A 15,578-nucleotide genomic window follows, 5' to 3' on the forward strand; every position below is an offset into this window, starting at 1 on the left:
ACGGTGCATAAACTGCCCTGTCCGCATATATGACAAATCGATTGAATCAGGCGTATCTTACTGTAACCAAATCAAAATTGGCGAGACCTGAGAATGAATACTGTTTCGAAGCCGATCATCCCCGCACCCGCTCCGCGCAGTTCCCGGCCTGAAATCCTCGCTGAGGAAATCATCGAGCGCCTGACCTACCGCATCGGCAAGGACGCCAAGGTCGCCAAGCCTCACGACTGGCTGACGGCGACCATTCTCGTGGTGCGCGACCGCATCATCGACAAGTGGATGGAATCCACCCGCAAGGCTTATGAGACCGGCGCCAAGCGCGTCTACTACATGTCTCTCGAATTCCTTATCGGCCGCCTGATGCGCGATGCTGTATCCAACCTCAACCTCATGGAAGAGGTAAGTGATGCGCTCGCTTCGCTCGGTGTCGACATCAACGTCATCGCCGGGCTGGAGCCCGATGCCGCACTCGGCAACGGCGGTCTCGGCCGCCTCGCTGCCTGCTTCATGGAATCGATGGCGACCGTCGACGTGCCCGCCTATGGCTATGGCATCCGCTATGTCCACGGCCTCTTCCGTCAGCAGATGGCAGACGGCTGGCAGGTTGAACTGCCGGAAAACTGGCTCGCCCACGGCAATCCCTGGGAATTCGAACGCCGCGAGAGCGCCTACGAAATCGGCTTTGGCGGCTCGATCGAGGTCATCAGCGGCCATGACGAGCAACCGCGTTACGTCTGGAAGCCGGCCGAGCGTGTCATCGCCGCCGCCTTCGATACGCCGGTCGTCGGCTGGCGCGGCAAGCGCGTCAATACGCTCCGCCTGTGGTCGGCTCAGCCGATCGATCCGATCCTGCTCGATGCCTTCAACGCCGGTGACCATATCGGCGCATTGCGCGAGAGCAACAGGGCTGAGAGCCTGACGCGCGTTCTCTACCCGGCCGACGCAACACCTGCCGGCCAGGAACTGCGCCTGCGCCAGGAGTATTTCTTCTCGTCCGCTTCCCTGCAGGACATCCTGCGCCGCCACCTGCAGCAGTATGACGACTTCACCTCCCTGCCGGACAAGGTCGCGATCCAGCTCAACGACACCCACCCGGCCGTTTCCGTCGCTGAACTTACACGCCTGCTTTGCGATGTGCATGGCCTGGATTTCGAACAGGCCTGGGATATCACCCGCCGCACCTTCTCCTACACCAACCACACGCTTCTTCCCGAAGCGCTGGAAAGCTGGCCGGTTCCGCTCTTCGAGCGCCTGTTGCCGCGCCATATGCAGATCATCTATGCGATCAACGCCAAGATACTGATCGAAGCCCGCAAGAGCCGTAATTTCTCCGACACGGAAATCCGTTCGATCTCGCTGATCGATGAAAGCGGCGACCGCCGCGTGCGCATGGGCAATCTCGCCTTCGTCGGCTCGTACTCGATCAACGGCGTGTCGGCACTGCACACGGACCTGATGAAGGTCACGGTCTTTGCAGACCTGCACAAGCTCTATCCCGACCGTATCAACAACAAGACCAACGGCATCACGCCGCGCCGCTGGTTGCAGCAGTGCAATCCCGGCCTGACCGGCCTGGTGCGCGAAGCGATCGGCGATGAATTCCTCGACGATGCCGAGAAGCTGCGCCCGCTTGACAAATTCGCCACCGACCCGAGCTTCCAGCAGAAATTCGCTGCCGTGAAGCGCGCAAACAAGGTGACGCTCTCCAATCTCGTCGCCAGCCGCATGGGTGTGAAGCTCGATCCGTCGGCGATGTTCGACATTCAGATCAAGCGCATCCACGAATACAAGCGCCAACTTCTGAACATCGTCGAAGCCGTGGCACTTTACGATCAGATCCGTTCGCACCCCGAGCTGGATTGGGTGCCGCGCGTCAAGCTCTTCGCCGGCAAGGCTGCCCCGAGCTACTACAACGCCAAGCTCATCATCAAGCTTATCAACGACGTTGCCCGCACCATCAACAACGACCCATCGGTCCGCGGCTTGCTGAAGGTCGTCTTCGTGCCGAACTACAATGTCTCGCTTGCCGAAATCATGGTTCCGGCTGCCGACCTCTCCGAGCAGATCTCGACGGCCGGCATGGAAGCATCGGGCACCGGCAACATGAAGTTCGGCCTGAACGGCGCACTGACGATCGGCACGCTCGACGGTGCCAATGTCGAAATGCGCGACAATGTCGGCGAAGACAATATCGTCATCTTCGGCTTGCAGGCTGATGAAGTCGCCAAGATCCGCAGCGAGGGCCATAATCCTCGTGCGATCATCGAAGGCTCACGTGAGCTGGCACAGGCGCTGGCCGCCATCAGCTCGGGTGTCTTCTCTCCTGACGACCGCAACCGCTATACCGGCCTCATTGACGGTATCTACTCCCACGACTGGTTCATGGTCGCCGGCGATTTCGATGCCTATGCCGCCGCTCAGCGCGAGGTCGACCAGATCTGGACCAACCAGTCCTCCTGGTATGAGAAGACGATCAACAATACGGCGCGGATGGGCTGGTTCTCCTCCGACCGCACGATCAGACAATATGCCGACGAGATCTGGAGAGCTTGATGAAGCCGCCGAAAGCCACCCCTGAAGTGAAGCTTCCCTGGGAAATTTCGGCGGGCGAAATTGCGGCAATTCTCAACGGCTCGCATGCCGATCCCTTTGCCGTCCTGGGCGTACACCAGGCCGGCGAGGCCTTCATTACCAGGTGTTTCGTCCCCGGCGCAGAAGCCGTCACTGCAATGACGCTGGATGGGACGCCGATCGGCGAACTCAACCAGCTTCATCAAGACGGTATTTTCGGCGGCCAGGTATCGATCACCAAATTCCAGCCTGTGCGCTATCGCGCCCGGCGCGCCGACGCCGAATGGGCGGTGACCGACCCTTACAGCTTCGGCCCGGTGCTCGGCCCGATGGACGATTATTACGCCCGGCAGGGTTCGCACCTGCGGCTCTTCGACAAGATGGGCGCCCATCGCATCAAGCATGAAGGCGCGACCGGCATCCACTTTGCCGTATGGGCGCCGAATGCGCAGCGCGTTTCGGTTGTCGGCGATTTCAACAATTGGGACGGACGACGCCACGTCATGCGCTTGCGTGCCGACAGCGGCATCTGGGAAATCTTCGCCCCCGATGTGCCGCTCGGTGTCCCCTACAAATTCGAGATCCGTGGCCAGGACGGCGTGCTGCTGCCATTGAAGGCTGACCCCTTTGCCCGCCGCAGCGAACTTCGCCCCAAAACGGCATCCGTGACGACCGCCGAACTTGTGCAGGAATGGCAAGACGAGCCGCATCTGAAACACTGGCGCGAAAGCGATATGCGCCGCCAGCCGATCAGCATCTATGAGGTTCACGCCGGCTCCTGGCAGCGTCGCCAGGATGGCTCCATGCTGTCTTGGGATGAGCTTGCCTCGAGCCTCATCCCCTACTGCGTCGATATGGGCTTCACTCATATCGAGTTCCTGCCGATCACCGAGCACCCCTACGACCCCTCCTGGGGTTACCAGACGACCGGCCTCTATGCCCCGACTGCCCGCTTCGGCGAGCCGGAAGGCTTCGCCCGTTTCGTCAACGGCTGTCACAAGGTCGGCATCGGCGTCATCCTCGACTGGGTGCCGGCGCATTTCCCGACGGATGAACACGGCCTTGGCTGGTTCGACGGCACCGCGCTTTACGAACACGAAGACCCACGCAAGGGTTTTCACCCGGACTGGAACACGGCAATCTACAATTTTGGCCGCACAGAGGTCGTCTCCTACCTCGTCAACAACGCGCTGTACTGGGCCGAGAAATTCCATCTCGACGGCCTGCGCGTCGATGCGGTCGCGTCGATGCTCTATCTCGACTATTCGCGCAAGCACGGCGAATGGATCCCGAACGAGTATGGCGGCAACGAAAACCTCGAAGCCGTCCGCTTCCTGCAGAACCTCAACACCCGCATCTATGGCGAGCATCCCGGCGTCATGACCATCGCCGAGGAGTCGACTTCCTGGCCGAAGGTTTCCCAACCGGTCCACGAAGGCGGCCTCGGCTTCGGCTTCAAGTGGAACATGGGCTTCATGCACGACACGTTGAGCTACATGAGCCGCGAACCGGTGCACCGCAAGCACCACCACAATGAACTGACCTTCGGGCTGCTCTACGCTTATTCGGAAAATTTCGTCCTGCCGCTCTCCCATGACGAAGTCGTGCACGGCAAGGGTTCGCTGATCGCCAAGATGCCGGGTGACGATTGGCAGAAATTTGCCAATCTGCGCGCCTACTACGCCTTCATGTGGGGCTATCCCGGCAAGAAGCTGCTCTTCATGGGACAGGAATTCGCTCAGTGGGCCGAATGGAGCGAGAACAAGTCGCTCGACTGGAACCTCCTCCAGTACCGCATGCACGAAGGCATGCGTCGCCTGGTGCGTGACCTCAACTTCACCTATCGCAGCAAGGCCGCACTCCATGCGCGTGACTGCGAAGGCGACGGCTTCGAATGGCTGATCGCCGACGATTACGAGAACTCGGTCTTCGCCTGGCTGCGCAAGGCGCCTGGCCAGAAGCCCGTCGCCGTCATCACGAACTTCACGCCTGTCTATCGTGAGAACTATTCGGTCCGGCTGCCTTCTGCCGGGCGCTGGCGGGAAATCCTCAATACCGATGCCGACATTTATGGAGGCAGCGGCAAGGGCAATGGCGGGCGCGTCCAAGCCGTCGATGCCGGCGGCGAGATAAGCTGCTCGATAACCCTGCCGCCGCTGGCGACAATCATGCTTGAACCCGAGAATTAGTGACTGGTGGGAGGAGAAAATGGTAGAAAAGCGCATTCAGCCACTTGCCCGCGATGCAATGGCCTATGTTCTCGCCGGCGGCAGGGGAAGCCGCCTCAAGGAACTGACTGACCGACGCGCAAAACCCGCCGTCTATTTCGGCGGCAAGGCACGCATCATCGATTTCGCACTGTCGAACGCTCTGAATTCCGGCATCCGCCGTATCGGCGTCGCTACCCAGTACAAGGCACATTCGCTGATCCGCCACATGCAGCGCGGCTGGAACTTCTTCCGGCCCGAGCGTAACGAGAGCTTCGACATTCTGCCCGCATCCCAGCGCGTTTCCGAAACGCAGTGGTATGAAGGTACCGCCGATGCTGTCTATCAGAACATCGACATCATCGAGGATTACGGCGTCGAATACATGGTCATCCTCGCTGGCGACCATATCTACAAGATGGACTATGAATACATGCTCCAGCAGCATGTCGATACCGGCGCGGACGTGACCATCGGCTGCCTTGAAGTACCGCGCATGGATGCGGTTGGTTTCGGTGTCATGCATGTTAATGAGAAGGACGAGATCTTCGCCTTCATCGAAAAGCCGGCCGATCCGCCTGGTATTCCGGACAAGCCGGATTTCGCTCTCGCGTCCATGGGCATTTATGTCTTCCGCACCAAGTTCCTGATCGAGGCACTCCGTCGCGATGCCGCTGATCCGACTTCGAGCCGCGACTTCGGCAAAGATATCATCCCCTATATCGTCGAGCACGGTAAGGCAGTCGCCCACCGCTTCGCCAAGTCCTGCGTCCGCTCCGATTTCGAGCATGAGCCCTACTGGCGCGACGTCGGTACGATCGATGCCTATTGGCAGGCCAATATCGACCTGACGGCGATCGTTCCGGCCCTTGATATCTACGACAAATCCTGGCCGATCTGGACCTATGCCGAGATTACTCCGCCGGCGAAATTCGTTCATGACGATGAAGACCGCCGCGGTTCGGCAACGTCGTCTGTCGTTGCCGGCGACTGCATCATCTCGGGTGCAAGCCTCAACCGAAGCCTTCTCTTCACCGGCGTGCGAGCCAATTCCTTTTCCAAACTGGAAGGGGCGGTCATCCTGCCCAATGTGAAGATCGGTCGGCGCGCCCAGCTCAAAGACGTTGTGATCGATCATGGTGTCGTCATCCCGGAAGGTCTTGTCGTCGGCGAGGATCCGGAACTAGACGCCCGGCGTTTCAGACGGACCGAAAGCGGCATTTGCCTGATCACGCAACCGATGATCGACAAGCTGGATATCTGACTTATGAAAGTTCTTTCGGTTTCGTCCGAAGTCTTCCCTTTGATCAAGACAGGGGGCCTTGCCGATGTGGCAGGCGCCCTGCCAATAGCCCTCAAATCCTATGGCATTGAAACAAAAACCCTCATGCCCGGCTATCCCGCGGTCATGAAGGTTTTGCAGAATCCGGTCGTACGGCTGGAGTTTCCGGATCTGCTCGGCCAACCGGCAAGATTGCTTGAGGTGGAGCATCAGGGTCTCGATATCCTCGTGCTCGACGCGCCGGCTTACTACGACCGTCCGGGCGGCCCCTATCTCGATACGACCGGCAAGGATCACCCTGACAACTGGCGCCGCTTCGCCGCCCTTTCGCTGGCAGGCTCCGAGATCGCCGCGGGACTGTTGCCCGGCTGGCGGCCGGATCTGGTGCATGCCCATGACTGGCAGGCCGCCATGGTCCCTGTCTACATGCGCTATTACCCGACGCCCGAACTGCCGAGCATTCTGACGATCCACAACATCGCTTTCCAGGGCCAGTTCGGCGCCGATATTCTCCCCGGCCTGCGTCTGCCGCCCCATGCCTTTGCCACTGAGAGCATCGAATATTACGGCACTGTCGGTTTCCTCAAGGGTGGCCTGCAGACTGCTCATGCCATCACCACCGTCAGCCCCTCCTATGCGGAGGAAATCCTGACCCCGGAATTCGGCATGGGCCTGGAAGGCGTCATCGCCAGCCGCCGCGACGTGCTGCATGGTATCGTCAACGGCATCGACGCCGATATCTGGAACCCGGCGACCGATCCGGTGGTCCACACGCACTACGGCCCGACGACGCTGAAAAACCGCATCGAGAACCGTAGATCGATCGAGGAATTCTTCCATCTCGACCACGACAACGCGCCGATCTTCTGCGTCATCAGCCGCCTGACCTGGCAAAAGGGCATGGATCTCGTCGCAAGCGCTGCCGACGAGATCGTCGCGCTCGGCGGCAAGCTCGTAGTGCTCGGTTCCGGCGAGGTGGCACTGGAGGGCGCGCTGCTCGCCGCCGCCAACCGCAACCCCGGCCGCATCGGCGTTTCCATCGGGTACAACGAGCCGATGTCGCACCTGATGCAGGCCGGCTGCGACGCGATCATCATCCCCTCCCGCTTTGAGCCATGCGGTCTCACGCAGCTTTACGGCCTGCGCTACGGCTGTGTGCCGATCGTCGCGCGCACCGGCGGTCTCAACGATACCGTGATTGATGCCAATCATGCCGCACTTGCGGCAAAGGTGGCCACAGGCATACAATTCGCACCCGTAAACGAAGGAAGCATGCTACAGGCATTGCGCCGCGCCATGCACCTTTACGCGGATCAAAAAGTCTGGACCCAATTGCAAAAGCAGGGCATGAAGTCGGATGTCTCTTGGGAGAAGAGCGCCGAACGTTATGTTGCCCTGTATTCAAGCCTCGTCTCGAAAGGCATGAGCTAAAATGATTAAGTCTGTTCCCACCACGGCCTATCAGGACCAGAAACCCGGCACTTCAGGTCTGCGCAAGAAGGTTCCCGTCTTCCAGCAGCCGAACTACGCGGAGAATTTCATCCAGTCGATCTTCGATTCGCTGGAAGGCTATCAGGGCAAGTGCCTGGTCATCGGCGGCGACGGACGCTACTACAATCGCGAAGTCATCCAGAAGGCGATCAAGATGGCCGCCGCCAATGGCTTCGGTAAGGTCATGGTGGGCAAGGGCGGCATTCTTTCGACACCCGCAGCCTCCCACATCATCCGCAAGTACAAGGCCTTTGGTGGCATCATTCTCTCGGCCAGCCACAATCCCGGCGGCCCGACCGAAGACTTCGGCATCAAGTACAATGTCAACAATGGCGGTCCGGCGCCTGAGAAGATCACCGACGCGATCTATGCGCGCTCCAAGGTGATCGGAAGCTACAAGATCGCCGATTTCGCCGACGTGAATATCGACCGCATCGGCAAGGAAGAGCTGCCGGGCGGCACCATCCTCTCGGTCATCGACCCGGTCGAGGATTATGCCGCGCTGATGGAAGAGCTCTTCGATTTCGGTGCGATCCGCAATCTGATCAGCCTTGGCTTCCGCATTGCCTTCGACGCCATGAGTGCCGTGACCGGTCCCTACGCCAAGGAAATCTTCGAGAACCGCCTCGGCGCTCCCTCCGGCTCCGTGCGTAATTTCATGCCGCTGCCGGATTTCGGCGGCCATCATCCGGACCCGAACCTCGTTCATGCGAAAGAACTCTATGACGAGATGATGGGTGAGGACGCGCCCGATTTCGGCGCTGCATCCGACGGCGACGGCGACCGCAACCTCATCATCGGCCGCGGCGTTTTCGTCACCCCTTCCGACAGCCTTGCAATCCTTGCCGCCAACGCCAACCTGGCGCCCGGCTATTCCGGCGGTCTTGCTGGTATTGCCCGCTCTATGCCGACATCAGGCGCGGCCGACCGCGTGGCTGAGAAGCGGGGCATCGGCCTCTACGAGACTCCGACCGGCTGGAAATTCTTCGGCAACCTGCTCGACGCCGGCATGGCGACGATCTGCGGCGAAGAAAGCGCCGGCACCGGCTCCAGCCACGTCCGCGAGAAGGACGGCCTCTGGGCTGTGCTGCTGTGGCTGAACGTGCTGGCCGTGCGCGGCGAAAGCGTGCAGGACATCGTTACCCAGCACTGGCAGACCTATGGCCGCAACTACTATTCCCGTCATGACTACGAAGGCGTCGATAGCGATGCCGCAAATGGCCTGGTCGACAATCTGCGCAACCAGCTTTCCACCCTGCCTGGCAAGACGTTTGGCGATCTGAAGGTCGAGAAGGCTGACGATTTCGCCTATCACGATCCGGTCGACAAGTCGGTCAGCGAGCATCAGGGCGTCCGCGTCCTGTTCGAAGGCGGCTCGCGCGTCGTCTTCCGCCTGTCGGGCACCGGCACGTCTGGCGCAACCCTGCGCGTCTATATCGAACGATACGAGCCGGATTCGACTCGCCACAATATCGAAACGCAGGAAGCGCTCGCCGATCTGATCGCGGCCGCCGAAAGCATCGCCAACATTCGTGAGCGCACGGGACGCAACGAGCCGACCGTGATCACCTGATCCCGGGGGGCACATGGGGGGTAACAGTTCCGCGCAGGGCGGCGCCATCGTCTTCGAAACGGGCGTTGAATTTGCCGTTTGGTCGCATCATGCAGCGCAGATCGATCTCTGCCTCTTCGATGACGACGGCAAGGAATATGCAAGGCTCCCCATGGCCCGCGACAGCGGCCATGTCTTCCGGCTTTTCGTCGACGGATTGAAGGAAGGTGCCCTCTATGGCTATCGCGCCGACGGCATTTACGCTCCGGACAACGGCCTTTGGTTCGACCCTTCCAAACTGCTGATCGATCCCTATGCCAAGGCGGTCGATGGGCCGTTTCACTACGACCCCCGCCTCGGAATCTTCGGCGAAGATACGCAGCACCTGATCCCGAAGTCGGTCGTCACCAAAGACGCGCCCGTCAAAATCCGAAAGCCGCTCTTCAAACCGGGCGGCTTTATTTACGAGGTGGCGGTCAAGCCCTTCACCATCCTCCATCCGGATGTGCCGGAAGCTGAGCGCGGCACGGTCGCCGCGCTTGCCCACCCCTCGGTCATTACTCACCTGAAACGCATCGGCGTCGATGCCGTCGAACTGATGCCGATCACCGCCTGGATCGACGAGCGCCATCTGCCGCCGCTCGGACTGACGAATGGCTGGGGCTACAATCCGGTCGCCTTCATGGCGCTCGATCCGCGTATCGTGCCCGGCGGCATCGCAGAGCTCAGCAACACGGTGGCGAAGCTACATGACGAAGGCATCGCCGTCATCCTCGACCTCGTCTTCAACCATACCGGCGAAAGCGACCGCTACGGTACAACGCTGTCGCTGCGCGGCATCGATAATCTCAGCTACTACCGCCATGTTGTCGATCGGCCCTCCGTGCTCGTCAACGATACCGGCACCGGTAATACGATTGCCTGCGACCATCCTTACGTCCAGCGGCTCATCATCGACAGTCTGCGCCATTTCGTCCGCAATGCCGGCATCGATGGCTTCCGTTTCGATCTGGCTCCCGTTCTCGGCCGCACGGCAAACGGCTTCGACCGGAACGGTACGCTGGCTGCGTTCCTCGCCGACGATCTGCTCGCCGACCGCATCATGATCGCCGAACCCTGGGATATCGGCCCCGGCGGCTATCAGCTCGGCAACTTCCCTGCACCCTTCCAGGAATGGAACGACCGCGCCCGCGATGACATCAGGTGCTACTGGCGCGGCGATGGCTGGAAAACAGGTTCGCTCGCAACTGTGCTGGCCGGCTCGTCGAATATCTTTTCGGCCAATGGCGCGACAGCGACTCGCAGCGTCAACTTCCTCGCCGCCCATGACGGCTTCACCCTCATGGACCTCGTTTCATACAGCGGCAAGCACAACGATGCGAACGGCGAGAACAATCGCGACGGCCACGACGAGAACCATTCCTGGAACAATGGCGTCGAAGGCGAGACCGCCTATCCTGTCATCCGGGAGCGTCGCAAGGCTGATGTCATGGCGCTCATCTCTACGCTCTTTGCCAGCCGCGGCAGCATCATGCTGACGGCCGGCGACGAAGGCGGACGAACGCAACATGGCAACAACAACGCCTATTGCCAGGACAACGAGATCACGTGGCTTGACTGGAAACTGCTGGACGAAGACCTGATCGCCCATACCGCCTTTGTCGCCGCGCTTCGCCGGCGCTTCTCGGTCTTCTCCGACCTGAACTTCTTTTCCGGCAACGGCGATGTGGAATGGATTTCGCTTTCCGGCGAACCGATGACAACAGGCGAATGGGAAACGCCCTCGCTCTCCACTCTCGGCATGATGCTTGCGACCGACGATCGCTCCTCCCGTAAGCAGACCCGCCTCGCCGTCCTGTTCAATCGCTCGGAACAACGTCAGCTGTTTATCCTCCCCTCAGCCGGCGAAGCAGCCTGGCGCCAGCTTCTGCCCGGCGAGACGCGGAAAGTCGGTACCCGCGCGACGGTAGAGCCACGTTCAGTCGCCTTTTTTGCGGAAAATTGATCTACACCACCAACCCGCGTGAATCGTTGTCGCAATCGTCATAAATGCACGATAAGGCTTGCGGCTGCGGCTTTTTACGAGGAATGCATGGTGATGGAAATTTCGCTCTCGGATATCCGGGGGCTGGTCGGCACGGAAACAGGATTGTCTGACTGGATTCTCGTCGATCAGAAGATGATTGACGCTTTTGCCGACGCAACCAGCGACCATCAGTTCATTCACGTCGATCCCGTTCGCGCAGCAGCCGAAAGCCCCTTCGGTGGGACGATCGCTCATGGCTTCCTGACACTCTCGCTGCTGTCGACGATGAACTACAACTGCTTGCCCAAAGTGCGCGAGCAGACCATGGGCATCAACTACGGCTTCGACAAAATCCGCTTCATGTCGCCGGTCAAGAGCGGCACTCGCATCCGCGGCCACTTCGTGCTCGCGGACGCCCGCTTCCGCGGCGCAGGCATGCTGATGACCAGCTATGATAGCTCGATCGAAATCGAGAATGAGAAGAAGCCGGCGCTGACCGCCCGCTGGATCACCATCATCCAGTTCGACCCGAAGGATCGTCCGGAAGACGCCTAAGGTTCTCTGCGGGCTTCAATGGCCCGCATCCTCGGCGCCTTCGGTCAGCAGCCCGAAAACATAGTCCGAAAACGACCGCCAGCACTCCACCCGGAACGTATCGTCCTCGGTGCGGAAGAGCACGATCTCGGCCTTGCCGAAGATCGTCCGCGAGCAGGCGCCCACCGGGAAAACCGCAAGTGAGAGGTCTTGCGGGCAACCGGCAGAAAGGGTCGCTTCCGCACCCGGTCCGGAAACGATGACACCGACGTTGCGGTGGGATACATCGACGGCCGAATGAAGAACGCCGACGCCGCTTAGAAGTGCCGGCAGATCAGCCCCGGCTTCCTCGATAACGAGCCATTCGTCCGGTCCGAGCCAGAGGGCCGAACGCCCTTCCGAGCGACCGGAGGTCTTTGGCGTCGTGGGCAAGGCCAATCCCAGTGCGGAAGAGAGCGTCTGTACCGATTCAGCCGGCGCACGCAGCGCAAGGCGGCTTGCCACCGGCGCCACCGTCAGGCGCACCGTGGCCGAACCGGCAAGGAGGCCGGAGAGAGCCGGTTTGCGAATTGCGACCTCAGCCATGGATACGGCCTCCTTCCTTGTCAAAGAACACCATATCCGTCACCTCGACCGGGATGGTCCGATCCGGCATGGGCACATAGAGTGTTTCGCCCACCATGTTGCGTCCGCCTTCAACCAGCGCAAAGGCGATCGAGCGGCCGCAATTTTCAGACCAGTAGGCCGAGGTCACATGACCGAGCATCGTCATCGGCTTGGGCTGGTTCGGATTGGCGACGATCTGCGCACCCTCTTCGAGCACCAGCTTCGCATCCTTTGTCGCGAGACCGACGAGCTGCTTGCGGCCTTCCTTGACAAGATCCGGCCGCTTCAGGCCGCGAATGCCGACGAAATCCGCCTTCTTTTTTGAGACAGCCCAGGAAAGCCCGGCATCGTCGGGGGTCACCGTGCCGTCTGTATCCTGGCCGACGATGATGTAGCCCTTTTCGGCGCGCAGCACATGCATGGTTTCGGTGCCGTAGACACAGGCGCCGAGCGGCTCGGCATTGGCCCAGACCGCTTCCAGCACCGACTGGCCGTAATCGGCAGGCACATTGATTTCGAAGCCAGTCTCACCGGTGAAGGAGACGCGGAAGAGACGCGCCGGAACACCCGCCACCTTGCACTCGGCAACACTCATGTGCGGGAAAGCCTCGTTGGAAATATCGAGCCCTTCGACCAGTGGCGCCACGATCTCACGGGCCTTCGGCCCCTGCACGGCGATGACGGCCCATTGCTCGGTCACCGATGTCAGCCATACCTTCAGATGCGGGAATTCCGTCTGCAGGTAATCTTCCATATGGTGGAGCACACGCGGCGCCCCGCCGGTCGTGGTCGTCACATGGAAACGGTCTTCCGTCAGACGGCCAACGACGCCGTCGTCATAGACGAAGCCATCCTCGCGCAGCATGATCCCGTAGCGGCATTTTCCAGGCTTTAGCGTATCCCAGGCATTCGTGTACATGAGGTTCATGAATTCGGCCGCATCCGGTCCGACGACCTCGATCTTGCCGAGTGTCGAAGCATCGAAGATACCCGCAACCTCGCGCGCAGTGCGGCATTCGCGGGAAACCGCCTGATGCATCGTCTCGCCGGCGCGCGGATAAAACCACGCGCGCTTCCAGTTGCCGACATCCTCGAAAACCGCGCCCCTGGCCTCTTCCCAAGCATGTAGCGGCGTCTTGCGCGTGGGGTCGAACAAGGCACCACGCGAATGCGCGACCAGCGCACCGTAGGTCACCGGCGTATAGGGCGCGCGGAAGGTGGTGAGACCGACCTGCGGAATATCCTTGCCGAGCGTTTCGGCGGCAATCGCCAGGCCATGCATGTTGGAGAGCTTGCCTTGATCGGAAGCCATGCCATTCGTCGTGAAGCGCTTGATATGCTCGATCGAATGCATGCCCTCGCGCACCGCGAGGCGGATATCCTTGGCGCAGACATCGTGCTGGAAGTCGATGAAGGCCTTGGCGTTCGTATCCGGTCCGGCGCCTTCTGCAGCACCGATCATGCCGCCCGTCCAGTCGAAAGCCTGCTCGACGGAAATCCCGATCTTGCTGCCTGCCTGTCTGCCTACGGCCTGCGCCATCAGCTCGCCGGCGGCCAGCGATTCCTCGACGGTTTGCTGCAGTCCATCCGTGCCATTGCAGGCACCGACGGAAAGGCAGTCCTGCGCATAGGTACCGGGCAGGAAACGCTGCGTTTCGACATCGAAGGCAACCTTGCCCCGTGACTGCGAGAAAAGGTGCACGGACGGCGTCCAGCCAGCGCATACCAGCAGCGCGTCGACGGCGATCTTCCGCGGCGAACCGCCGCCATTGCGCGCGACCGTCATCGAAGAGATACGCAGCGCACCCGACGTGTTGACGACCGACTGACCGGTCAGCACATCGATGCCGAGTGTGCGGGCTTCGGCCAACACTGCTGCTCCCGGCGCCTGCCTGCTATCGACGATCGCGGCGATCGAAATACCCGCCCGCTTCAGGTCGAAGGCCACTTCGTAGGCTGAATCATGGGCGGTATAGATGCCGACCTTCTGGCCGACCGCGACGCCATAATGATTGAGGTACATCCGCCCGGCCGACGCGAGCATGACGCCCGGCCGGTCGTTATTCGGAAACACCATATGCCGCTCGATCGCACCGGTCGCCAGGATGACGCGCCTGGCGCGGACCTGCCACAGCCGTTCGCGCGGCAGATCGCGGGCGGGGCGGGCAACATGATCGGTGACGCGTTCGACGAGGCCAATGAAATTGTGGTTGTAGTAGCCGAAGGCCGTTGTGCGGGTCAGGACCTGCACATTCTCCATGCCCGTCAGCCGCGCGAGGGTCTGCTGGACCCAGGCATAGCCGTCGAGCCCGTCCACCTTGACGCCGGTGTCGAAGCGCAACGCGCCACCTGCCTCCGCCTGCTCATCACAGAGGATGACTTTCGCGCCGGCCTCTGCGGCGGCCAGTGCTGCAGAAAGACCGGCAATGCCGGCGCCGGCGACCAGCACGTCGCAATGGGCGTAACGGCTGGCATAATGGTCAGGATCGTCTTCGGTCGGAGCGACGCCAAGGCCGGCAGCACGGCGGATCATCGGCTCGTATACGCGTTTCCACGCAACCCGTGGCCACATGAAGGTCTTGTAGTAGAAGCCCGCTGCAAAGAAAGGCGAGAACAGGTTATTGACCGCGCCGACATCCAAGGAAAGCGACGGCCAGCGGTTCTGCGACTTCACGATCATGCCGTCGAAGACTTCCTGCACGGTTGCCCTGACGTTCGGTTGCTTGCGGGCGCTGTCGCGCGCGACATCGATCAGCGCGTTCGGCTCCTCGGCGCCGGCTGAAAGAATGCCGCGCGGGCGATGATATTTGAACGAACGGCCGACGAGATGCACACCATGGGCAATCAAGGCAGAGGCGACAGTATCGCCTTCTAGCGCCGTATAGCTCTTGCCGTCGAAGGTGAAACGCGCGGTCCTGGCGGGCGTCAGCCGGCCCCTGCCGACAATACGGTTCGCGCCGCTCATTGGGCCTCTCCTTCAACTGCTTCGTAGGTCTCGACCGGCGCATGAGGCTCGGCCGCAGTTCCGATGTCGGGCCTGGGTTCGCCGGCCCTGTAGGTCATGATGAACTTGTCGCTGATAGTATCGCGCGCCGCGTTGAAGAAGCGCCCGCAGCCGTGCATGTGCCGCCAGCGCTCGAAAATCAGGCCTTTCGGATTGTCGCGCAGGAAGAAATATTCCTCGAACTGCTCATCAGAGATTGAGGCTAAATTGGCCGGCCGAACGATATGGGCGTCACCGGCACCACGAAACTCGAGCTCGGAGCGCTCTTCCTGACAGTAGGGGCAGTAAATCAGCAGCATGTCGTC

10 protein-coding genes are annotated in these 15,578 nt (G+C 60.9%); 7 read left to right on the top strand and 3 right to left on the bottom strand.

Going from position 1 to position 15,578, the window contains the following annotated elements; all coding sequences use genetic code 11:
• Positions 1-93 precede the first annotated feature (93 nt).
• From AC1DUP_RS11095 to AC1DUP_RS11125, 7 genes are all read left to right on the top strand, one after another.
• On the top strand, positions 94-2,553 hold the full coding sequence (locus tag AC1DUP_RS11095; protein WP_113296038.1) for a glycogen/starch/alpha-glucan phosphorylase: 2,460 nt from the start codon (positions 94-96) through the stop codon (positions 2,551-2,553).
• Complete coding sequence (gene glgB, locus AC1DUP_RS11100) at positions 2,553-4,760, top strand: 1,4-alpha-glucan branching protein GlgB (protein ID WP_477832670.1); 2,208 nt, start codon at positions 2,553-2,555, stop codon at positions 4,758-4,760. The genes AC1DUP_RS11095 and glgB overlap by 1 nt, the downstream gene beginning before the upstream one ends.
• Before the next feature lie 19 nt (positions 4,761-4,779).
• Complete coding sequence (gene glgC / locus AC1DUP_RS11105; protein ID WP_007822755.1) at positions 4,780-6,042, top strand: glucose-1-phosphate adenylyltransferase; 1,263 nt, start codon at positions 4,780-4,782, stop codon at positions 6,040-6,042.
• 3 nt (positions 6,043-6,045) lie between these two features.
• Positions 6,046-7,491: a glycogen synthase GlgA gene (gene glgA / locus AC1DUP_RS11110; protein WP_113296035.1), complete on the top strand. Its 1,446-nt coding sequence runs from the start codon at positions 6,046-6,048 to the stop codon at positions 7,489-7,491.
• Between the two features lies 1 nt (position 7,492).
• Positions 7,493-9,124: an alpha-D-glucose phosphate-specific phosphoglucomutase gene (locus tag AC1DUP_RS11115; protein WP_113310333.1), complete on the top strand. Its 1,632-nt coding sequence runs from the start codon at positions 7,493-7,495 to the stop codon at positions 9,122-9,124.
• A 13-nt stretch (positions 9,125-9,137) separates the two neighbouring features.
• Positions 9,138-11,108 (top strand): glycogen debranching protein GlgX, encoded by a 1,971-nt coding sequence (glgX, locus tag AC1DUP_RS11120; protein WP_477832671.1) that lies wholly within the window; start codon positions 9,138-9,140, stop codon positions 11,106-11,108.
• 87 nt (positions 11,109-11,195) lie between these two features.
• Positions 11,196-11,684: a MaoC family dehydratase gene (locus AC1DUP_RS11125; protein ID WP_113296032.1), complete on the top strand. Its 489-nt coding sequence runs from the start codon at positions 11,196-11,198 to the stop codon at positions 11,682-11,684.
• Positions 11,685-11,699: 15 nt separating this feature from the next.
• Here AC1DUP_RS11125 and AC1DUP_RS11130 read toward each other — a convergent pair whose 3' ends face one another.
• The 3 genes from AC1DUP_RS11130 to AC1DUP_RS11140 are packed head-to-tail and all read right to left on the bottom strand — an operon-like array spanning position 11,700 to position 15,572.
• The gene (locus AC1DUP_RS11130) at positions 11,700-12,248 is read right to left on the bottom strand and encodes a sarcosine oxidase subunit gamma (RefSeq protein WP_477832672.1); all 549 of its coding nucleotides are present in this window, start codon (positions 12,246-12,248) and stop codon (positions 11,700-11,702) included.
• Positions 12,241-15,234 carry a sarcosine oxidase subunit alpha gene (locus tag AC1DUP_RS11135; RefSeq protein WP_477832673.1) on the bottom strand — a complete coding sequence of 998 codons (2,994 nt, stop codon included), beginning with the start codon at positions 15,232-15,234 and terminating at the stop codon, positions 12,241-12,243. The genes AC1DUP_RS11130 and AC1DUP_RS11135 overlap by 8 nt, the downstream gene beginning before the upstream one ends.
• Positions 15,231-15,572 (bottom strand): sarcosine oxidase subunit delta, encoded by a 342-nt coding sequence (locus tag AC1DUP_RS11140; RefSeq protein ID WP_477832674.1) that lies wholly within the window; start codon positions 15,570-15,572, stop codon positions 15,231-15,233. The genes AC1DUP_RS11135 and AC1DUP_RS11140 overlap by 4 nt, the downstream gene beginning before the upstream one ends.
• Positions 15,573-15,578 lie beyond the last annotated feature (6 nt).

This window comes from Rhizobium sp. 01L419, assembly GCF_056400025.1.

Excerpts from the sequence above, each read along its gene's own strand:
- glgB (WP_477832670.1), top strand. The coding sequence starts at position 2,553 with ATGAAGCCGCCGAAAGCCACCCCTGAAGTGAAGCTTCCCTGGGAAATT.
- glgA (WP_113296035.1), top strand. The coding sequence starts at position 6,046 with ATGAAAGTTCTTTCGGTTTCGTCCGAAGTCTTCCCTTTGATCAAGACA.
- AC1DUP_RS11125 (WP_113296032.1), top strand. The coding sequence starts at position 11,196 with ATGGTGATGGAAATTTCGCTCTCGGATATCCGGGGGCTGGTCGGCACG.
- AC1DUP_RS11135 (WP_477832673.1), bottom strand. The coding sequence starts at position 15,234 with ATGAGCGGCGCGAACCGTATTGTCGGCAGGGGCCGGCTGACGCCCGCC.
- AC1DUP_RS11095 (WP_113296038.1), top strand. The coding sequence starts at position 94 with ATGAATACTGTTTCGAAGCCGATCATCCCCGCACCCGCTCCGCGCAGT.
- AC1DUP_RS11130 (WP_477832672.1), bottom strand. The coding sequence starts at position 12,248 with ATGGCTGAGGTCGCAATTCGCAAACCGGCTCTCTCCGGCCTCCTTGCC.
- glgC (WP_007822755.1), top strand. The coding sequence starts at position 4,780 with ATGGTAGAAAAGCGCATTCAGCCACTTGCCCGCGATGCAATGGCCTAT.
- glgX (WP_477832671.1), top strand. The coding sequence starts at position 9,138 with ATGGGGGGTAACAGTTCCGCGCAGGGCGGCGCCATCGTCTTCGAAACG.
- AC1DUP_RS11115 (WP_113310333.1), top strand. The coding sequence starts at position 7,493 with ATGATTAAGTCTGTTCCCACCACGGCCTATCAGGACCAGAAACCCGGC.
- AC1DUP_RS11140 (WP_477832674.1), bottom strand. The coding sequence starts at position 15,572 with ATGCTGCTGATTTACTGCCCCTACTGTCAGGAAGAGCGCTCCGAGCTC.